Source organism: Streptomyces sp. MJM8645 (genome assembly GCF_001625365.1).
Lineage (GTDB): Bacteria > Actinomycetota > Actinomycetes > Streptomycetales > Streptomycetaceae > Kitasatospora.
The window spans coordinates 5,363,513-5,382,500 of the sequence record NZ_LJJF01000001.1 but is presented as its reverse complement, the minus strand read 5'-3'; the positions used below and the strand labels follow the sequence as shown (position 1 = coordinate 5,382,500).

Annotated in this window: 17 protein-coding genes; 3 read left to right on the top strand and 14 right to left on the bottom strand. The window is 72.3% G+C overall.

Annotated elements, in window-relative coordinates:
- Positions 1-53 precede the first annotated feature (53 nt).
- From A6F73_RS23130 to A6F73_RS23115, 4 genes are all read right to left on the bottom strand, one after another.
- Positions 54-983, bottom strand: a complete 930-nt coding sequence (locus A6F73_RS23130) for a proline dehydrogenase family protein (protein ID WP_063349537.1) — start codon at positions 981-983, stop codon at positions 54-56.
- A gap of 248 nt (positions 984-1,231) precedes the next feature.
- A complete protein-coding gene (pruA, locus tag A6F73_RS23125; RefSeq protein ID WP_063349536.1) occupies positions 1,232-2,860 on the bottom strand; it encodes an L-glutamate gamma-semialdehyde dehydrogenase in 1,629 nt (542 codons plus the stop codon).
- Positions 2,861-3,021: 161 nt separating this feature from the next.
- On the bottom strand, positions 3,022-4,287 hold the full coding sequence (locus A6F73_RS23120) for an FAD-dependent monooxygenase (RefSeq protein ID WP_063349535.1): 1,266 nt from the start codon (positions 4,285-4,287) through the stop codon (positions 3,022-3,024).
- Complete coding sequence (locus A6F73_RS23115; RefSeq protein WP_063349534.1) at positions 4,284-4,880, bottom strand: PadR family transcriptional regulator; 597 nt, start codon at positions 4,878-4,880, stop codon at positions 4,284-4,286. Before A6F73_RS23115 ends, A6F73_RS23120 begins: the two co-directional genes overlap by 4 nt.
- 142 nt (positions 4,881-5,022) lie before the next feature.
- Between A6F73_RS23115 and A6F73_RS23110 the strand changes: the two genes are divergently transcribed.
- Positions 5,023-6,660 (top strand): helix-turn-helix domain-containing protein, encoded by a 1,638-nt coding sequence (locus tag A6F73_RS23110; RefSeq protein ID WP_167745872.1) that lies wholly within the window; start codon positions 5,023-5,025, stop codon positions 6,658-6,660.
- Between the two features lie 30 nt (positions 6,661-6,690).
- Here the strand turns inward: A6F73_RS23110 and A6F73_RS23105 are convergent, their stop codons facing one another.
- The gene (locus tag A6F73_RS23105) at positions 6,691-8,181 is read right to left on the bottom strand and encodes an alkaline phosphatase PhoX (protein ID WP_063349533.1); all 1,491 of its coding nucleotides are present in this window, start codon (positions 8,179-8,181) and stop codon (positions 6,691-6,693) included.
- 264 nt (positions 8,182-8,445) lie between these two features.
- Entirely contained in the window at positions 8,446-9,648 is a 1,203-nt protein-coding gene (locus tag A6F73_RS23100) for a hypothetical protein (RefSeq protein WP_159398521.1), read from the bottom strand.
- A 206-nt stretch (positions 9,649-9,854) separates the two neighbouring features.
- Here A6F73_RS23100 and A6F73_RS23095 point away from each other — a divergent pair, with 206 nt between their 5' ends.
- The gene (locus A6F73_RS23095; RefSeq protein WP_063349531.1) at positions 9,855-10,298 is read left to right on the top strand and encodes a VOC family protein; all 444 of its coding nucleotides are present in this window, start codon (positions 9,855-9,857) and stop codon (positions 10,296-10,298) included.
- A 61-nt stretch (positions 10,299-10,359) separates the two neighbouring features.
- Here A6F73_RS23095 and A6F73_RS41610 read toward each other — a convergent pair whose 3' ends face one another.
- The gene (locus tag A6F73_RS41610; protein ID WP_079135922.1) at positions 10,360-12,009 is read right to left on the bottom strand and encodes a hypothetical protein; all 1,650 of its coding nucleotides are present in this window, start codon (positions 12,007-12,009) and stop codon (positions 10,360-10,362) included.
- 345 nt (positions 12,010-12,354) lie between these two features.
- On the opposite strand from A6F73_RS41610, the gene A6F73_RS23085 reads away from it, so the two are divergent.
- The gene (locus A6F73_RS23085; RefSeq protein ID WP_079135921.1) at positions 12,355-13,686 is read left to right on the top strand and encodes an MFS transporter; all 1,332 of its coding nucleotides are present in this window, start codon (positions 12,355-12,357) and stop codon (positions 13,684-13,686) included.
- Positions 13,687-13,747: 61 nt separating this feature from the next.
- Here A6F73_RS23085 and A6F73_RS23080 read toward each other — a convergent pair whose 3' ends face one another.
- The 7 genes from A6F73_RS23080 to sufD form a co-directional block, all read right to left on the bottom strand.
- Positions 13,748-14,407: a Uma2 family endonuclease gene (locus A6F73_RS23080; protein ID WP_063349530.1), complete on the bottom strand. Its 660-nt coding sequence runs from the start codon at positions 14,405-14,407 to the stop codon at positions 13,748-13,750.
- Positions 14,408-14,532: 125 nt separating this feature from the next.
- Positions 14,533-14,913, bottom strand: coding sequence for a metal-sulfur cluster assembly factor (locus A6F73_RS23075; RefSeq protein WP_279634938.1), 381 nt, complete (start codon positions 14,911-14,913; stop codon positions 14,533-14,535).
- 21 nt (positions 14,914-14,934) lie between these two features.
- Positions 14,935-15,387, bottom strand: coding sequence for a Fe-S cluster assembly sulfur transfer protein SufU (sufU, locus tag A6F73_RS23070; protein ID WP_063349529.1), 453 nt, complete (start codon positions 15,385-15,387; stop codon positions 14,935-14,937).
- Positions 15,388-15,403: 16 nt separating this feature from the next.
- Positions 15,404-16,663, bottom strand: coding sequence for a cysteine desulfurase (locus tag A6F73_RS23065; protein WP_063349528.1), 1,260 nt, complete (start codon positions 16,661-16,663; stop codon positions 15,404-15,406).
- Entirely contained in the window at positions 16,660-17,424 is a 765-nt protein-coding gene (gene sufC / locus A6F73_RS23060; RefSeq protein ID WP_063349527.1) for a Fe-S cluster assembly ATPase SufC, read from the bottom strand. Before sufC ends, A6F73_RS23065 begins: the two co-directional genes overlap by 4 nt.
- Positions 17,425-17,430: 6 nt before the next feature.
- The gene (locus tag A6F73_RS23055; protein ID WP_063349526.1) at positions 17,431-17,748 is read right to left on the bottom strand and encodes a bifunctional 3-phenylpropionate/cinnamic acid dioxygenase ferredoxin subunit; all 318 of its coding nucleotides are present in this window, start codon (positions 17,746-17,748) and stop codon (positions 17,431-17,433) included.
- 5 nt (positions 17,749-17,753) lie between these two features.
- Positions 17,754-18,986 (bottom strand): Fe-S cluster assembly protein SufD, encoded by a 1,233-nt coding sequence (sufD, locus tag A6F73_RS23050; protein WP_063349525.1) that lies wholly within the window; start codon positions 18,984-18,986, stop codon positions 17,754-17,756.
- Positions 18,987-18,988: the final 2 nt, after the last annotated feature.

The window sequence follows — 18,988 nt, the reverse complement described above, 5'->3', positions numbered from 1 at the left end:
CGCACCCCCCTTCCACCGGGGGTGCGGGCCGTCGTCGTGCGGGTGCGCGCGGGTCAGCCGCGGGTGGCCATGGCGCGCAGGAAGAAGGTGAGGTTGGCCGGGCGCTCGGCGAGGCGGCGCATGAAGTAGCCGTACCACTCCTGGCCGTAGGGCAGGTACACGCGCATGGTGTTGCCCTCGCCGGCGAGGCGCAGCTGCTCCTCGGGGCGGATGCCGAACAGCATCTGGTACTCGAAGGAGTCGCGCTTGCGGCCGTTCCACTGGGCGAGCTGGCCGGCGATCTTGATCATGTTGGGGTCGTGCGAGGCGATCATCGGGTAGCCCTCGCCGGCCATCAGGACCTTGAGCGCGCGGACGTACGCGAGGTCGACGTCGTGCTTGCCCTGGAAGGCGACCGACTCGGGCTCCTTGTAGGCGCCCTTGCACAGGCGCACGCGCGAGCCGGGGCCGGAGAACTCGCGGCAGTCGGCCTCGGTGCGGCGCAGGTAGGCCTGGAGCACGACGCCCAGCCAGGGGAAGTCGGCCCGCAGCTCGCGCGCGATGGCGAGGGTGGAGTCGGTGGTGGTGTGGTCCTCCATGTCGAGGGTCACCGTGGTGCCGGCGTCGGCGGCGGCCTCGCAGATGCGGCGGGCGTTCTCCAGCGCGATCTTCTCGCCGTCCACCGGGAGGAACTGGCCGACGGCCGACAGCTTGACCGACACCTCGGCGCCGGCCGCGAGGCCGGTCTCCTTGAGCGCCGTGAGCAGGTGCTCGTAGGCCTCGGCGGTGCCGGCGGCCTGGGCGGCGTCCTGGGTGTCCTCGCCGAGGTGGTCGAGGGTGACCTTGCGGCCGGTGGCGATCAGGTCGTCGGTGGCGGTGACGGCGTCGTCGAGGACGTCACCGGCGACGAAGCGCTCGACTATCGCGTGGGTCGGCGGGAACTTCTCGACCACGGTGCGGACCTGCGGCGACCGGGAGGCCGCGAGAAGGGCGGAACGGAGCATCGTGACTCCTGGAGCTGGTGCTTCTAAGGGTGGCAGAAGGGGGGCCGGGGCGGCGGGCGGCGGGTACGTGGCACCGCCGCCCCGGCGGGCGACGCCCGGCTGCGGGGCCGGGCGTCGCGGGTGACCGGAATGGTCAGGCGACCGGAGCGGTCGGGTGACCGCAGTGGTCAGGCGACCGGAACGGTCAGGTGACCGGCGCGGCCACGTGACCGAGACGGTCAGGCGACCGGAACGGTCGGGAGAGGCACTCAGCCCATGTGCGGGTAGCGGTAGTCCGTCGGCGGGACGAAGGTCTCCTTGACCGAGCGGGTCGAGGTCCACCGCGCCAGGTTCTGCTTGGCACCGGCCTTGTCGTTGGTGCCGGAGGCCCGGCCGCCGCCGAAGGGCTGCTGGCCGACGACGGCGCCGGTCGGCTTGTCGTTGATGTAGAAGTTGCCGGCCGCGAAGCGCAGCTTGTGCATGGCGTCCTGGGCGGCCGCGCGGTCCTGGGCGATGATCGCGCCGGTCAGGCCGTAGGCGGAGGCCGACTCCATCTGGGCCAGCATCTCGTCGTACTTGTCGTCCTGGTAGACGTGCACGGCGAGGATCGGGCCGAAGTACTCCTCGCGGAAGTACTCGGACGCCGGGTCCTCGCAGACGAGGACGGTCGGGCGGACGAAGTAGCCGACCGAGTCGTCGTAGGTGCCGCCGGCCAGGACCTCGACCGCGGGGTCGGCCTGGGCGCGGTCGATGGCGGCCTTGTTCTTGGCGAAGGCGCGGTCGTCGATGACGGCGGACATGAAGTTCGCCAGGTCGGTGACGTCGCCCATGGTGAGGCCCTCGACCTCGGCGGCGAACTCGTCCTTGAGGCCGGCCCAGATCGAGGCCGGGACGTAGGCGCGGGAGAGCGCCGAGCACTTCTGGCCCTGGAACTCGAAGGCGCCGCGGGTCATCGCGGTCTTCAGCACGGCCGGGTCGGCGGACGGGTGGGCGACCAGGAAGTCCTTGCCGCCGGTCTCGCCGACGATCCGCGGGTAGGTGCGGTAGCCGGCGATGTTCTCGCCGACGGAGCGCCACAGGTGCTGGAAGGTGGCGGTGGAGCCGGTGAAGTGGATGCCGGCCAGCGCCGGGTGCTTGAGCGCCACGGCGGAGACGTCCAAGCCGTCGCCGGTCACCATGTTGATGACGCCCTTGGGCAGGCCGGCCTCCTCCAGCAGCTGCATCAGCAGGTGCGCGGAGTACTGCTGGGTCGGGGACGGCTTCCAGAGCACCACGTTGCCCATCAGCGCGGGCGCGGTCGGCAGGTTGCCGGCGATCGCGGTGAAGTTGAACGGGGTGATCGCGTAGACGAAGCCCTCCAGCGGGCGGTGGTCGCTGCGGTTCCACACGCCGTCCGAGGAGATCGGCTGCTCGGCCATGATCTGGCGGGCGAAGTGCACGTTGAAGCGCAGGAAGTCGACCAGCTCGCAGGGCGTGTCGATCTCGGCCTGCTGGGCGGTCTTGGACTGGCCGAGCATGGTGGCGGCGGCCAGGGTCTCGCGCCAGGGGCCGGCCAGCAGGTCGGCGGCCTTGAGGAAGATCGCGGCGCGGGAGTCGAAGGAGAGCGCCTGCCAGGCCGGGGCCGCGGCCAGGGCAGTGTCGATGGCCTCCTGCGCGTCGGCCTGGGTGGCGTTGCGCAGGGTGCCGAGCCTCGCCGCGTGGTTGTGCGGCTGGACGACGTGGATCTCGGCGCCGCCGCCCATGCGGTGCTCACCGTTGATCGTCATGGTCAGCTGGACCGGCTCCTGGCCGCCCAGCTCCTTCAGCTTGGCCTCCAGACGGGCCCGTTCCGGGCTGCCCGGGGCGTAGCTGTGGACCGGCTCGTTCACCGGCGCGGGGACCTGGGTCACAGCGTCCATAGAGCGCACGCTCTCCTTCGTTGATGCGGGGGGATGCCGGCGTGGGTCGCACGTCGGCCACAGCACGAACGCTATTCCTGCCCCTGGGGCCACTTGATTGGCCGGGCGGCTAAATTCCCCCGTACGGCGTTGTCCGGCCCGACGAAGGGGTCACGGCGCAGTCACGGCGCGGTCACGGCGCGCCGTTGACGGCCCGTCGCGCCGGAGGCCACCGGGAGCGCCGGCCGGTCCCAGTCGATCCGGTGGCCGTGCACCGGGCGGAGCATCTTCTCCGGGCTCAGGAAGGTCCGCATCGCGATCGGCGCGAGCAGCCGGAACAGCGCCCGGCCGACCGGCCCGGAGGACTTCTGGTTGTTGGTGCGCGCCGCGTTGGCGGCGATCTTCTCGACCCGGGGCCGGCGCAGCGCCTCGTAGGCGGCGAAGGCGGCGGTGTGGTCGGGCAGGTCCCGCAGGCAGCGGGCGAGTTCGACGGCGCTCTCGACGGCCAGCGAGACGCCCTGGCCGGAGCTGTTGGAGGGGGCGTGCGCGCTGTCGCCGACCAGCACCATCCGGCCGCGGTACCAGTGCGGGACGGACGGCATGATCTCCAGCCGCGGGAAGACCTCGACGGTGTCGGCGGCGGCCTCGCGCAGCACGTCCCGGGCGGGCAGGTCGTCGGCGTGCAGGTCGCGGACCCGGCGCAGCCACTCCTCCGGGCTGACGGCGCGGACCTGCTCGGCGGTCAGCTGTTCGGGCTGCGGGATGTTGCTGAACCAGGCCGTCCCGGCGCCGTCCGGCAGCCCCCAGTAGCCGAAGAAGGCGCGGGCGCCGTTGGCGAAGTGCATGGTCTCGCCGCGTCCGGCCCGGCCGGGCAGCCGGTGCGGGCTGTAGCCGCCGACGCCGAGCAGGCCGGTGTACTGCGCGCCGGGTGCGGCCGGGTCGATCAGGGTGCGGACGGTGGAGCGGGTGCCGTCGGTGCCGATCAGCAGGTCGCCGGTGGCGGTGTCGCCGTCGGCGAAGCGGGCGGTGATGCCGTCGGCGCCCTCCTCGGCGCCGACCAGCCGTTTGCCGTAGCGGACTTCGATGCCGCTCTCGCGCAGCCGCCGCTGGAGCACCTCGTACAGTTCGGCGCGGCGCATGACCCGGCCGGGCGGCAGGTCGGGGAGGCCGGCGAACTCGGCCAGCACGCCGCCCCGGCCGTCCTCGATCAGCATCGGGCCGATCGGCTGTCCGATCGCGCCGACCTCCGCCCCGAGCCCGACGGTCGCCAGGGCGTCGAGCCCGTTGGGGGCGATCATGAAGGTGCCGCCGATGCCCTCGGCGGAGGACTCGTAGGCCTCGAAGACGACGGCTTCGACGCCGGCCTTGCGCAGGGCCAGTGCCGTCACCGGCCCGGCGATGCCGCCGCCGATGACGAGGGCCCTCTTCTCCCCGTTGCTCGTACTCATTCCAGACTCCCGAAGATCTCGTGCCAGGTCCGGATGAACTCCGGCTCCTTGAGTCGACCGACGAGGTGCTCGACGAAGCGGCCCTCGGCCTCCAGCGCGCCGACCCGGTGCTCCTCCTCGATCAGGAAGATCCAGGCCACGCCGTCGTCCGAGGCCTTCCGCAGGGCCGCCCGGATGCCCGCCACCTCGGCGGCCAGCGCGGCCCGCCGCTGTTCCAGCAGTTCCACGGCCTCGGCCGGCGGGACCACCATGAGCAGCGACAGCGCGACCCCGAACGCGGGGTACTCGTGCTGCGGTTCGGCGACGAGTTCGCGCATCCAGTCGGTGAGCTCCGCCCGGCCCTCGGGGGTGACGGCGTAGACGGTGCGCTCCGGTCGCTGGGTGTCGCGGACGGTCTCCTGTTCGGCGACGAACCCGGCCTTCCGCAGCTGCTCCACGACCATGTACAGCGAGCTGCGGTTGTACTTGATGTTGCGGTCCTTGCCGTGCTCCTTGAGCCGGCGCCCCATCTCGTACGGGTGCATCGGCCCGGCCACGAGTTCGGCCAGGACCGCGAGGGCCAGCGGGTTCGACACCTTGCGTCGCTTCGCCACGAGACGTCCTCATCTCTTGGTCAGTACTGACTATCCACTCCTGAATAGTCAGAGTCAACTATTTACGAAAGCCGGGCCGCGACTCTGTCCGCCCGGCTAAAATCAACCACACGGCATTGTCCGAGCGGATGAAGGAGGCCCGATGACGACCCCCGGCCTCCCAGGCTCCCCCGGACTCCCGCCCACCTCCGGCCTCCCGCTCCGCCAGCTGCTGATGTCCCTCGGCGAACCCCTGGTCGAACTCCAGGCCGCCCCGCAGGGCCTGGACGTCCCGGTCCGCGACGTCGCGATCCTCGACCCGGAGGACCCGCCGACCGCTGCCCCCGGCGAACTCGTCCTCGCGATCGGCGCCCGCGGCCGCGCCGCCCTCCCCGCCCTGCGCGCCGCCGGACGGGCCGGCGCCGCGGCGGTCGCGGTCAAGCTGGACGGCCCCGGCCAGGCGGACGCACTGCGCGAGGCCGCCACCGAGGCGGGCGTCGCCCTGCTCTCGGTGCGCCGCGAGACCCGCTGGGAGCACCTCGACTCGCTGGCCCGCGCGATCATCGCCGGCCCGGACGCCCCGGACACCCCCGGCGCCCCCGAACCCAACGCGGGCGACCTCTTCTCCCTCGCTCAGACGGTCGCCGTGCTCACCAACGGCATCGTCTCGATCGAGGACACCTCCAGCCGGGTGCTGGCGTACTCCCGCTCCTCCGACTCGGACGAGGTCGACGACCTGCGCCGACTCTCCATCCTCGGCTGGCAGGGCCCCGAGCCGTACCTGTCCAAGCTCCGCGAGTGGGGCATCTTCCAGCACCTGCGCACCTCGGACGCCCCGATCGCGGTCGAACCGCACCCCGAACTCGGCCTGCGCCGCCGCCTGGCGATCGGCATCCGGGCCGGGGCGCAGCCGCTCGGCACCATCTGGGTGCAGGAGGGGGCGCAGCCGCTGGCGCCGCTCGCCGATCAGGCCCTGGTCGGCGCCGCCCGGGTGGCCGCCGCCCAACTGATGCGCCGCCGACGCGAGTTGTCCGCCGACATGCGGCTCACCCGGACGCTGCTCACCGGCCTGCTGGAGGGCTCCACCGGCCCGCAGTCGCTCGCCACCCACCTGGGTCTGGACCTGCGCCGCCCGGCCACCGTGCTCGCCTACGGCGCGCACACCACCGAGGCGCTGCACCGCTCCGACGTCACCGGCCTGATCTCGGTGCACACCGCCGCCCGGCACCGCACCGCCCTGCTCGCCCCGATCGAGTCCCGGGTGTACGTGCTGCTGCCCGAACTCCCGCCCGGCCTGCCGATGGCCACCGTGCGCGGCTGGGCGGACGAGGTGGTGGCTGCCGCCCGGGAGCACCTCGGCGTCCCGCTGCGCGCCGCGATCGGCTCGACCGTGGACGGCCTGGCCCAGGTGCCGGACTCCCGCGCGCAGGCGGACCGCATCCTGGACGCGATGAGCCGCGGCGGGGTGGACCTCGACGTGGCGGCGCTGATCGACGTCCAGGCCGAGGTGCTGGTCAGCGAGATGCTCGCGCTGCTCCAGGAGCGCTCCGGCCTGCGCGACCCCCGGCTCACCGCGCTCGCCGCGTACGACCGCCGGCACGGCACCCGGCTCGCCGAGTCGGTGCTGGCCTGGCTGGACGCGCTCGGCGAGGTCCGGGTCGCCGCGGACGCCCTGCACATCCACCCCAACACCCTGCGCTACCGGGTGCGCCGCGCCGAGCAGTTGACCGGCATCGACCTCGCCCAGCCGCAGCAGCGCCTGCTGGCGATGCTGCAACTGAGGCTGCCCGCGGACGAATGACCGCGGGCAGCCCCTTCGACACCCGCTACGTCACTCGCCGTAGCCCTGGCCGCGCTTGTGCTCGTTCAGCCGGTGCCACGGGCCGGTGATGGCCAGCTGGATGCCCGGCTCCTGGATGTTGGCGAAGAGGGTCTTGCCGTCGTCCGAGAAGGTCACCCCGGTGAACTCGCTGAACTCGGGCTTGGCCGCGCTGCCGATGTTCAGCTCGTTGCGCGCGATCGGGTAGGTCAGCCCGTCCTCGGTGGCGCCGAACAGGTGCTGCACGCCCTCGCCGTCCTCGGCGATGACCACGCCGCCGTACGGCGACACGGTGATGTTGTCCGGGCCGTCGTAGTTGTCGTGGTCGCCGAGCACGTCGGTGTTGACGCCGAGCAGCACCTTCAGGGTGATGGTGCGGCGGGCCGGGTTGTAGAACCAGACCTGGCCGTCGTGCTGCACCGGGCTCTCCGAGCGGGCGAAGCTGGAGACGAAGTAGAAGCCGCCGTCACCCCACCACATGCCCTCCAGCTTGCGGGCCCGGGTGACCTCGCCCTCCTTGAACTGCTTGCGGACCGAGACGGTCCTGGCGTCGCGGTCCTGGACCTTGACCCAGTCCGCGCCGTAGGTGGTGCCGACCTTGGTGGCGCGGGAGAGGTCGTCGACGAACTTGCCCTGGGCGTCGAAGACCTTGAAGGCCTCCAGCACGCCGGCGTCGGCGGCCAGCGCGCGCAGCTTGTAGCGGCCGTGCTTGAAGCCGGCCGGCGGGGTCCAGCGGAACAGCAGGCCGTTGGGGTTCGAGGCGTCCTCGGTCAGGTAGACGTGGCCGCGCTTCGGGTCCACCACGACGGCCTCGTGCGCGTACCGGCCGAAGGCCTTCACCGGCTGCGGGTCGCGGTTGTAGTCGTCGTCGAACGGGTCGACCTCGAAGATGTAGCCGTGGTCCTTGGTCATGCCGTTCTGGCCGGCCTTGTCCTCGGTCTCCTCGCCGGACAGCCAGGTGCCCCACGGGGTCACGCCGCCCGCGCAGTTGGTGGAGGTGCCGGCGATGCCGACCCACTGCTCGACCGAGCCGTTCCGCTTGGCGTGCACGATGGTGCAGCCGCCGGCCGCGCCCGGGTCGTAGACGTGGCCCTCGGTCAGCGGCACCGGGTTCGGCCAGTTCGCCCGGGGTCCGCGCAGCTCGTGGTTGGTGACGAGCAGGTTGCCGCCGCGCTCGTCCTCGAAGGCGGAGGTGCCGTCGTGGTTGCTCGGGGTGAACTCGCCGGTGCGCAGCCGGGTGACGCCGGCGCGGTTGACGACCTTGTACGCGAAGCCCTTGGGCAGCGACAGCAGCCCGGCCGGGTCCTGCACCAGCGGGCCGTAGCCGATGGCGGCGCGCACCGCACCGGTGTCACCCGCCGCGGACGCGGCCGGCAGCTCGCCGCCGGCTGGGGCGGCGATCGCGCCCGGGGCGCTGGCCAGCGCCTCCGCGCTGCCGGCGATCAGCACGCCGGCCCCGACGAGGGTGGAACGGTTGACGAAGTCCCGGCGGGACAGCGGCATGGCAGCAACTCCTGAGGAATCGGCCGCCGGACCGGGGGCGGGCCCGGTGCCCGGCGGGCGGGGCGTCGAGACGGGGCGTCGACGCCCAGCAGACTCCGCCGCGGGGATGAACCAGGCATGACGCCCACCTCACGCCCAGGCGGCCATTTGCCAACCGATGACCGACACATGACCTCCGCTTTGCCTGCGACGCCCCGCCGAGGGCCACCCCGACCCACGGCGCCCCGCCGAGGGCCACCCCGACCCACGACGCCCCGCCGAGGGTCACCCCGACCGCGTCGTCCGCCACTGCTCCCAGGCCGACAGCCACAGCTGCTCGGCGAGCCGGTGCTCCTCCCAGACCTCCGGCCCGCCGCCCCGCCGCTCCCGCCAGAGCTGCTCCCAGGCCCGCTGCGCCGGCAGGCTCGCCACCTCACTGGCGAACACCGTGTACCGGACGACCTCCTCGACGGCCGCCCCGCCCTCCGGCGTGCCGATCAGCCAATGCGTGTGCCGGGCAAGCCGGTTGAGGTGGTTGACCATCGCGGTCAGCGCCGTCACCGCCTCCTCCCGGTTCTCGGTGGCGAGCCGCATCTGCTGGCGCACCGCCACCTCCCAGCGCACCTCGTAGGCGTCCCCGCGCGGGCGCCGCGGCGTCCGCCCGGCCCGGACCTGCGCCTCGACGGCGGCGGACGCGGCGACGCTCTGCGCGATCAGCTCCCGGTGCGCCTCCAGCCCGACGGCGGGCGGCAGTTCACGCTCCTCCACCGGGACCTGCCGGGCCCGCCGGGCGGCCAGCTCGCCCAGCAGCTCGGCCCGGCCGCGCAGGTACGGCTCGAAGTCCGCGATCCCGCCGAGCTCCACGCCGCCGGGCGGCACCCCGCGCCCGCACACCGTCACGGTCAGCCCGCCGATCCGCAGCCGCCCGGCCCAGACCGATGCGGCCCCGTCGGCGGCCGATGCGCCTGGCCAGAGCACCGGCCGGTCCTCGTGCACCTCCACCGGGTACGGCTCGCCGTCCACGGTGATCCACTCACGCAACGCCCGCACCCGGCCCGGCCCGTCGCCCTCGTCGACCCCCAGGTGGTCGTAGACCCGGTCCCGTTCGTCCTCGACCACGTCCTCCAGCTCGGGCAGGTCCTCGCCGCGCTCCGCGTCCGGCCGGTAGGTACGCACGCTGACGTACGGGCCGGCCACCGAGCTCCAGTCGCCGGACTGCACCTCGACCCAGGCGAGTTCGCCACCGGAGGTCTCGAAGGCGGCCAGCGCCTCGCCCCAGCCGCCCGTCCCGCCGCCCCCACGCGACAGCCCCGCGACCACGCCGTACACCGGGAAGTCGGCCGCGGCCACCGTCCGGCGGGAGAAGTCCTCCACCGCGGCGAGACGCTCCTCCTTGCTCCTCGGGTCCGGGACGCGCGCAGGGTCCGTCCGCCCGACGTTCCACTCCGGGGGCCTGCCGCCACTCTCCCGCATCATCCTGTGCCGCACCCCCGAGTCCTCGCGCCCGCACCGCCGACGCCACCTTAGTGCCCGGGACCTGCCGGGTCATCAGCTCGGGTACCGGGCACCGGCGCAGGCCGCGTCGGGACGCCCGGCCGCCAACGGGCCCGGGCCGTGTCAGGACTGCTGGTTGCCGGCCGGCACCGGCCGTGTCAGGACGCGCGGTTGTCAGCCGCCCTCCCTACCCTGGCGGCATGACAGCAGACAGCAGCTTCCCGGCCCGGATCAGCATCGTCACCCTCGGGGTCTCCGACCTCGACCGCAGCGCCCGCTTCTACGAGGACCTGGGCTGGCGGCGGTCCTCCGCCTCCAGTCCGGAGATCGTCTGGTTCCGCACCGCCGACTCGGCGCTCGGCCTCTTCCCCACCGAGGAGCTGGCCGCCGACGCGGGCGTGCCCGCCACCGGTGAGCCCGCCTTCCGCGGCGTCACCCTCGCGGTGAACCTGGAGTCCCCCGCGCTGGTGGACGCCGCGTTGAAGACGGCGGTCGAGGCCGGCGCCGTGGTGGTCAAGCCGCCGGTCCCGACCAGCTGGGGCGGCTACTCCGGCTACTTCGAGGACCCGGACGGCCACCTCTGGGAGCTGGCCCACAACCCGTTCTTCCCCTTCGCCGAGGACGGCTCCCTCGATCTCCCCTGACCCGCCGGCCCATCAGCCCGTCGAAGCCCCGTCGGCCCCCCGAAGCCCCCCCGTCGGCCCGTCAGCCCTTGGACCGCGCCTTGAAGGCCGCCTTGCGCGCCTCCTTGGCCACCGCCCGGTCCAGGTGCAGCTCCCCGACGGCCTCCAGGACGTCCGCCGTGTACGGGTGGTCGACCCGCCAGAGCTCGCCGAAGTAGGACGCAGGGTTGCCGGTCACCGGCAGGTCCGCGATCAGCTCGCGCAGCAGTTCGGCGTCGCCGCCGCTGTCCAGCAGCTGGGCGGCGAAGGTGTCGACCACCGTCCACAGTGCCATCGTCCGCTCCGGTACCGGCACGTCCGTCGCTCCCTTCGAGGTCAGCCAGGCCCGGGCGGCGCCGCCCAGCTCGGGGTCGTCCAGCACGTCGCGCACGGCGGGCTCGGCGGCCGCGCCCAGCATGTTCAGCGCCGAGACGCCGAGCATCCGCCGCATCGGGGCGTACGCGTCGTCGCCGCGCGCCGCCGCCAGCAGCTCGCGCGCCGCCGCCACCGGCTCCCGGCCGGTGATCCAGACCCGCAGCTCCTCGTCCGGCAGCACGTTGGCGGCCTCGCACACCGCGCGCAGCAGCTCGGCCGCGTCGCCCTGGGCCAGCTCGCCGACCAGCGGCGCGTCGTAGCCGTCCTCCAGCAGCCACTGCCGGATGCCGTACTGGCCGAGCGGGGTGAGCCGGACGAGCCCGAAGCGCGCCGACTCCTCATCGTCCAGCGGCGCCTCGCCGACGAGGGCGGGCTCCTCGCCCTCCGGGCCCTCCTCCTCGTCGAACAGCTCCGGGTCGATCGGCCGGTACTCCAGCAGGCCCAGCTCGGCCAGGTCGCCCAGCATCGGGTCCAGTGCGACCATCACATCGGTGATGTCGCCCAGCAGCTCCTCGCTCGGCTCCTCGCCCTCCGGCACCACCAGCAGCGCGGCCAGCACGCCCAGCGGCACGGTCTCGTTGCCCGGATCGGCGAAGGCGGTGGTCTCGTACAGCACCTGCAACGCCTCGTCCAACAGCTCGGCGGCGGCGTCCCGGGCCTCCTCGACCTCGCTCAGGGCGTCCTCGTCCTCCTCACCGCCCTCCACGGCCTCCCCGGCCTCCCCGCCCTCGGCGGCCCGCACGGCCTCCTCCTCCGGCAGCGAGTCGGCCTCCACGGCCAGCTCCCGGACGATCCCGGCGGCGGTCAGCCACAGCTCCAGGACGGTCTCCGGGTCACCCTCCTCGGCGGGCTCCAGATCCGGGCCCGGCACGGCGACGTGCTCACCGGCCGCCGTCGTCCCGATCTCCACCAGGTCCAGGTCACAGGCCAGCGACCAGGCCCGCATCGCCTCGACCTCCGCCTCCTCCGGCACCTCCCCCTCGGCGGGCGCCAGGCCCAGCAGCTGCGCCGCCGGCGCCCGGTCCTCCTCCACCAGGTCGCCGAACTCGTCCACCACCCGGTGCGGGGCGGCCCAGCGGGCCAGCGCCAGCGCGTACCCGAACATCGGCACGGCCTTCGCCAGGGCGGCCAGCTCCTCCTCGGCGGGCAGCTTCACCGGCGGTACCAGGACCGCCGCGTCGTCCAGGTCCTCGTCGTCCAGCCCGTGCGCGGCGAACGCCCCGTAGAGGTCCTGAAGCTCCAGGTCGGCGGGCAGAACCGGCTCGACCGCACTCTCTCCCGGCGAAGCCCCGGCGTTCTTCCGACGTCGTCCGGCCATCGTTGTGCGTTCTCCCTCAGCCAGCGGTCCGCCTATCAGCTCAGCGTCCCGATCCACCACCTCAGCGTATAGGCCGGGCACCCCCGATGCCCGGCCTCAAGGGGCGCGCGCCGCAACCGTGCGCCCACCCTTTATCCTTCGCATTGGCACCGTGCACACCCCGCGCGGGCCACCGGGCAATGAAGCCCTTCGCCCTCCCCGCCCGACACCGGGCAGGAGGGGCCCACTCAGCTCACCCGCTCCACCAGGGAGCCCCGCACCTCGGCCACCACCACAGCGCCTCAGGACGGGCGCGCCGGCACACCCCGCCGACCCGGTGGTGCCCTGCCACAGGAGATCCCTTACATGGCGGACCTCTCCCCCGCCGGCTCCGGCCTGCGCACCGCGCAGCTCGACGGACGCCGACTCTCGGAGGCCCTGCTTCCCCTGGAGCTCGCGCCCCGCGCCCAGCTCCAGCTCGCCGCGGTCAGCCGCTGGAACGCGCTGCGCGGTGTCCGCGTCGGCCTGGTCGCCGCCGCCCTGCTGCTGATGCTGATCGGTGCCAACCTGGCGACGCCGATCTACCCGCTCCTCCAGCAGCGCCTCGGCCTCGGCCCGCTCGACACCACGATCCTCTTCACGATCTACGTGTTCGCGCTGGTCCCCGTGCTCGCCGTGGTCGGCCACTGGTCCGACCACCTCGGCCGCCGCGCCCTGATCCTGCCCGCCGTCGCCCTGGCCGCCGCCGGCGACGTCGTGTTCGCCACCTCGGGCAGCTTCTGGCAGCTCGCCGCTGGCCGGGCCGTCCAGGGCATCGCCGTCGGCCTCTCCACCGGCGCCGCCGGGGCCGCCCTCGGCGACCTGCTGCCCGACCACCCGACGCTCGCCGCCAAGCTCACCCTGGCCTGCTCCGCCGGCGGCGTCGCGCTCGGCCCGGTGGTCGGCGCCCTGCTCGCCAACGGCACGGACCCGCTGCTGACGCCCTTCCTGCTGCACGCCATCGCCCTGCTGGCGCTCTGCGTACCGCTGGCCCTCGTCCACCCGCGGATGCCCGGCCGCAACCGCCCGCCGGCCACCCCGCCCCGCATCACCACCCCGACCCACCTGCGCCCCCGCCGGCTCGCCCTGCCCCGCACCGGCCGCCGCGAGTTCCTGCTCGCCGCCTCGGCCGGCTTCATCTCGTACGCGGTGTTCGGCGTCTACCTGGCGCTCGCCCCGGCCTTCTCCGCCAAGCTGCTGCACACCTCCTCGCACCTGACCGGCGCGATCGTGGCCGCCCTGCTGCTCGGCTCGTCCGCACTGGCCCAGCTCCTCGTCCCGCCCACCTCCGACCGCCTGGTCATCGCCCTCGGCATGGGCGGTCTCGCCGCCGGCCTCGCCCTGGTCGTCGCCGCCCAGTACACCGAGACCCCGGCCCTGCTGTTCATCGGCAGCGTCCTCGGCGGCATCTGCCAGGGCGTGGCCTTCCGCTCCCTCTTCACCACCGCCGTCGCCGCGATGAACCCGGAACGCCGGGGCTCCGAGCTCAGCTCCCTGTGGATCATCGTCTACCTCGGCAGCTCCCTCCCCATCGTCGCCGTCGGCGCCCTGGTCCAGCACTACGGCCTCCTCCCCGCCGTCAGCGGCTTCGCCGCCATCGCCGCCGCCCTCTGCACGGCCCTCGCGATAGCCGTCGCCCGCAAACCCAAGCAGTCCTGACCAGCCCCAAAAACACCGCCGCCCGGGACGACCATTCGTCCCGGGCGGCGTTCGTACAGGGCTACTCAGCCCAAGGGGCCCAGTCATCGGTGTTGATCTCAAGATCAAAGGGCTTGGGCAACCGAACTGGCTCGCCGAACTTCCACTGACCCAGCACCTGGTAGGTCCCCTCGCCTCGGTCCGGCTCGCCGAACAAGGTGACGCCGGGCTGCCGCGGGTCACGGTCGACCAACAGGTAGTACGGGATCCCGGTGCGTGCGTAACCACTCCATTTGGTGGGCTTCACTTGTCGACCGAACATGGGGCGCCGGTCATGGCGCGCATTGGACGCGGAGGTCACCTCCACCACCAGCTCAAGATCGGCCGGGTGGACGTACAACACATCCTTGGCCCGCTTCTCTGCATCGACGTCCCTGCGCACGATCACCATGTCCGGGATGTAACCGCCCTCGACCTCGACCAGGTCCAGGTTGACCGTCCGGACGGCGCGCCATTGGAACTTCGCGTCAGCGATTTTGCCTGCCAGCACCGACTCCTGAATGTCCGTGAGGATCCCCTCATGGAGGTACACCGGGGCTGGTGACACAACGATCTCCCCTCCGATCACCTCAACCCGCGTGCCGTCATCCGGGAGCCGGAGATACTCGCCGAGTTCTCCCCGGACCCACATGGCGTACGGCGAGTCAGGCAGAAGCAACTGCGCGAACGCAACTACCGACATGACTTCGCTCCCTCCGAGGTCGCGGCTCCAGCCTGGCCGCCCGCTGGCAGATATACCACTGCCGCGCAAACCTTTCCCCCGAAGGAGAGGTTTGCGCGGCAGCGAGTTGACGAAAGGGCCGTCCGTCAGACGTTGAAGCCCAGGGCGCGGAGCTGGTCGCGGCCGTCGTCGGTGATCTTGTCGGGGCCCCACGGCGGCATCCAGACCCAGTTGATGCGCAGGTCCTGGACCAGGCCGTCGGTGGCGGTCTTGGCCTGGTCCTCGATGACGTCGGTCAGCGGGCAGGCCGCCGAGGTGAGCGTCATGTCGATGGTGGCCACGTCGGACTCGTCGATGTGGATGCCGTAGATCAGGCCCAGGTTGACGACGTCGATGCCCAGTTCGGGGTCGACGACGTCCATCAGGGCCTCGGTCAGGTCCTCCACGGACACGGTGCCGGCGGTGGTGCCGACGATGACGACGCCGTTCGGCTGCTCCTCCGCAGCGGAGGGGGTTTCGTCACTCATTGTTCTGTCCTCCTCTGCGGGTCAGTCGTTCACGGCGGGGTGCTGGGCGAGCGCCTGGGCGGTGGCGTCCTTCCAGGCCATCCAGCTGAGCAGGGCGCACTTGACCCGGGCGGGGTACTTGGAGACGCCGGCGAACGCGACCGCGTCCTCCAGCACCTCCTCGTCGCCCTCGCCCTGGCCCTTGCTCTGCATCAGCTCCAGGAAGGCTTCCTGGACGGTCTGCGCCTCGCCGACGGTCTTGCCCACGACCAGGTCGTTCAGCACCGAGGCGCTGGCCTGGCTGATCGAGCAGCCCTGGGACTCGTACGAGACGTCGGCGACGGTCGAGCCGTCGAGCCGCACCCGCAGGGTGATCTCGTCACCGCAGGTCGGGTTGACGTGGTGCACCTCGGCGTCGCCGTCCCGCAGCCCCTTGCCGTGGGGGTTGCGGTAGTGGTCCAGGATGATGTCCTGGTACATCGAGTCGAGCTTCATGTCCTGCCCAGTCCCGTCAGCCGAAGAAGTTCCGGACGTGGTGCAGGCCGTCGATCAGCGCGTCGACCTCGCCCGGCGTCGAGTACAGGTAGAACGACGCCCGCGTGGTCGCCGGAATTCCGTACCGCAGGCAGACCGGCCGCGCGCAGTGGTGGCCGACGCGCACGGCGATGCCCTGCTCGTCCAGCACCTGGCCCACGTCGTGCGGGTGGATGTCGCCGAGGGTGAAGGAGATCGCGGCGCCGCGGTCGACGGCCGTGCGCGGGCCGATGATCCGCAGGTCGGGGACCTCCAGCAGGCGCTCGACCGCGTACGCGGTGATCGCGTGCTCGTGCGCGGCGATCTTCTCCATGCCGATGTCCGACAGGTAGTCGATGGCCGCACCGAGCCCGACCGCCTGGGCGATCGGCGGGGTGCCGGCCTCGAACTTGTGCGGCGCCGGGGCGTAGGTGGACGAGCCCATGGTGACGGTCTCGATCATCTCGCCGCCGCCGAGGAACGGCGGGAGGTCCTCCAGCAGCTCCTGGCGGCCCCAGAGCACGCCGATGCCGGTCGGGGCGAGCATCTTGTGACCGGTGAAGGCGACGAAGTCGGCTTCCAGCGCCTGGACGTCCAGCACCATGTGCGGGGCGGCCTGCGAGGCGTCGATGACGACCAGCGCGCCGACCGACTGGGCCTTGCGGACGATCGTCTCGACCGGGTTGACGGTGCCGAGCAGGTTGGAGACCAGGGTGAAGGAGACCACCTTGGTCTTCTCGGTGATCAGCTCGTCGATGTTGGAGAGGTCGAGCCGGCCCTCGTCGGTGAGCCCGAACCACTTCAGCTTCGCGCCGGTGCGCTGCGACAGCAGCTGCCACGGAACGATGTTGGAGTGGTGCTCCATCTCCGTGATAACGATCTCGGAGTCGGCGTCCACCCGGTACGGCTCGTCGGCCCAACCGAGCATGTTGGCAACGAGGTTGAGCGACTCGGAGGCGTTCTTGGTGAAGATCACCTCGTTGCGGCTGGGTGCGTTGACGAAGGCCGCGACCTTGTCCCGCGCGCCCTCGTAGAGCGCCGTGGCCTCTTCGGCGAGCACGTGCACGCCGCGGTGGACGTTGGCGTTGTGCCGCTCGTAGTAGGCGGTCAGGGCTTCCAGCACCTGGCGCGGCTTCTGCGAGGTGGCCGCGTTGTCCAGGTAGACGAGCGGCTTCTCCTCGTGCAGCACGCGCTGCAGGATGGGGAAGTCCTTGCGGATCGCGTCGGTGTCGAGCAGACCCGTGAACGGATGCGTCACGCGGACGCGCCCCCCTTCACATACGCCTCGTAGCCCTCGTTCTCCAGCTTGTCGGCCAGCTCGGCACCGCCGGACTCGACGATGCGGCCGCCCGCGAAGACGTGGACGTAGTCGGGCTTGATGTACCGCAGGATGCGGGTGTAGTGGGTCACCAGCAGGGTGCCGACCTCGCCGGTCGAGCGGACCCGGTTGATGCCCTCGGAGACGATCCGCAGCGCGTCGACGTCCAGGCCGGAGTCGGTCTCGTCGAGGATCGCGATCTTCGGCTTGAGGAGCTCCAGCTGGAGGATCTCGTGGCGCTTCTTCTCGCCGCCGGAGAAGCCCTCGTTGACGTTGCGCTCGGCGAAGGCCGGGTCCATCTGGAGGGCGGCCATCGCCTCCTTGACCTCCTTCACCCACAGACGCAGCTTGGGGGCCTCGCCGCGGACGGCGGTGGCGGCGGTGCGCAGGAAGTTGCTCACCGAGACGCCGGGGACCTCGACGGGGTACTGCATGGCCAGGAAGACGCCGGCCTTGGCGCGCTCGTCGACGGACATCTCCAGGACGTCCTCGCCGTCCAGCAGCACCGAGCCGCCGGTGACGGTGTACTTGGGGTGGCCGGCGAGCGAGTAGGCCAGGGTGGACTTGCCGGAGCCGTTCGGACCCATGATCGCGTGGGTCTCGCCCTGCTTCACGGTCAGGTCGACGCCCTTGAGGATCTCGCGCGGGCCGTTCTCGGCCTCGACGGAGACGTGCAGGTCGCGGATTTCAAGCGTTGCCATGGGTACTCAGGACTCCTGGTTGACGGAGACGAGCACATCGTCCCCTTCGATCTTTACGGGGTAGACAGCGACCGGCTTGGTGGCGGGCAGGCCGGAGGGCTTGCCGGTGCGCAGGTCGAAGCTGGAGCCGTGCAGCCAGCACTCGATCATGCAGTCCTCGACCTCGCCCTCGGAGAGCGAGACGTTCGCGTGCGAGCAGGTGTCGTTGATCGCGAACACCCCCTCGTCGGTGCGGACGACGGAGACCGGCACGCCGTTGAGGTCCACGCGCTTGGGCACGTCCTCCTGGAGGTCGCTCAGCGCGCAGGCACGGAGGAAGGTCATCTGGATCAGACCGCCGCTTCCAGCTCGGCCTCGATCTTCTCCATCAGCTGGTCCTGGATCTCGGCGACGCCGATCTGCTGGACGAGTTCGGCGAAGAAGCCGCGGACCACCAGGCGGCGGGCCTCGTCGGCCGGGATGCCGCGGGACCGCAGGTAGAACAGCTGCTCGTCGTCGAAGCGGCCGGTCGCGGAGGCGTGGCCGGCGCCGACGATCTCGCCGGTCTCGATCTCCAGGTTGGGGATCGAGTCGACCCGGGCGCCGTCGGTGAGCACCAGGTTGCGGTTGAGCTCGTAGGTGTCGGTGCCCTCGGCGGCGGCGCGGATCAGCACGTCGCCGACCCAGACGGCGTGGGCGTCCTGGCCCTGCAGCGCGCCCTTGTAGACCACGTTGGAGCGGCAGTGCGGGGTGTCGTGGTCGATGACCAGACGGTGCTCCAGGTGCTGGCCGGCGTCGGCGAAGTAGAGGCCGAACAGCTCGGCCTCGCCGCCGGGCCCGGCGTAGTTGACCCGCGGGTGGATCCGGACGACGTCGCCGCCGAAGGTGACGACCACGGACTTCAGCGAGGCGTCCCGGCCGACCAGCGCGGTCTGCTGGGCGACGTGGACGGCGTTGCGGTCCCAGTCCTGGACGGAGACGAAGGTGAGCTTGGCGCCGTCGCCGACGAGCAGCTCGACGTTGGCGGCCCGGGTGCCGGTACCGGTGTGGTTGATCACCACGACGGCCTCGGCGAACGGCTTGACGTCGACCACCACGTGGGCGAAGCGGGTGCCGCCCTCGCCGTGCACGTCGATCTTGACCGGCTCGGTGAGCACCGCGTCCTGGGGGACAGTGACGACGAGCGCCTGCTCGAAGGCGCTGAACGCCTGCGCGGCGACCCGGTCGACGGGCTTGCCGGCCTTGCCCAGGCGGGCGTCGTCGCGGCCGACGGTCTCGGCGGTGACGCCGTCCGGCAGGCTCAGCTCGACCTTGTCCTCGCCCTTGGCCGCCTCGGCGGCGGTGCCGTCGTGCAGGCCGCCCAGGCGGTGCATCGGGGTGAACCGCCAGTCCTCCTCGCGGCCGGTGGGCACCGGGAAGTCGCCGACCTCGAACGAGGGCTTGACGGCGACCCGGGCGTCGATCGGCTGCTGGACGGTGGCGCGGCCGGTGCCGGGGCCGGCGAGCTGGGCGCCGGCGCCGGCGGTGCCGACCTCGATCGACCCGGCGGTGGTGGAGCCGGTGGTGGTGTTGACGTCAGCCATGG

Coding starts and splice junctions, on each gene's coding strand:
- A6F73_RS23095 (WP_063349531.1), top strand. CDS start 9,855: ATGACAGCAGACAGCAGCTTCCCGGCCCGGATCAGCATCGTCACCCTC.
- pruA (WP_063349536.1), bottom strand. CDS start 2,860: ATGGACGCTGTGACCCAGGTCCCCGCGCCGGTGAACGAGCCGGTCCAC.
- A6F73_RS23080 (WP_063349530.1), bottom strand. CDS start 14,407: ATGTCGGTAGTTGCGTTCGCGCAGTTGCTTCTGCCTGACTCGCCGTAC.
- A6F73_RS23055 (WP_063349526.1), bottom strand. CDS start 17,748: ATGACCTTCCTCCGTGCCTGCGCGCTGAGCGACCTCCAGGAGGACGTG.
- A6F73_RS23120 (WP_063349535.1), bottom strand. CDS start 4,287: ATGAGTACGAGCAACGGGGAGAAGAGGGCCCTCGTCATCGGCGGCGGC.
- A6F73_RS23075 (WP_279634938.1), bottom strand. CDS start 14,913: ATGAGTGACGAAACCCCCTCCGCTGCGGAGGAGCAGCCGAACGGCGTC.
- A6F73_RS23105 (WP_063349533.1), bottom strand. CDS start 8,181: ATGCCGCTGTCCCGCCGGGACTTCGTCAACCGTTCCACCCTCGTCGGG.
- A6F73_RS23130 (WP_063349537.1), bottom strand. CDS start 983: ATGCTCCGTTCCGCCCTTCTCGCGGCCTCCCGGTCGCCGCAGGTCCGC.
- A6F73_RS23110 (WP_167745872.1), top strand. CDS start 5,023: ATGACGACCCCCGGCCTCCCAGGCTCCCCCGGACTCCCGCCCACCTCC.
- A6F73_RS41610 (WP_079135922.1), bottom strand. CDS start 12,009: ATGGCCGGACGACGTCGGAAGAACGCCGGGGCTTCGCCGGGAGAGAGT.
- A6F73_RS23085 (WP_079135921.1), top strand. CDS start 12,355: ATGGCGGACCTCTCCCCCGCCGGCTCCGGCCTGCGCACCGCGCAGCTC.
- sufC (WP_063349527.1), bottom strand. CDS start 17,424: ATGGCAACGCTTGAAATCCGCGACCTGCACGTCTCCGTCGAGGCCGAG.
- sufU (WP_063349529.1), bottom strand. CDS start 15,387: ATGAAGCTCGACTCGATGTACCAGGACATCATCCTGGACCACTACCGC.
- sufD (WP_063349525.1), bottom strand. CDS start 18,986: ATGGCTGACGTCAACACCACCACCGGCTCCACCACCGCCGGGTCGATC.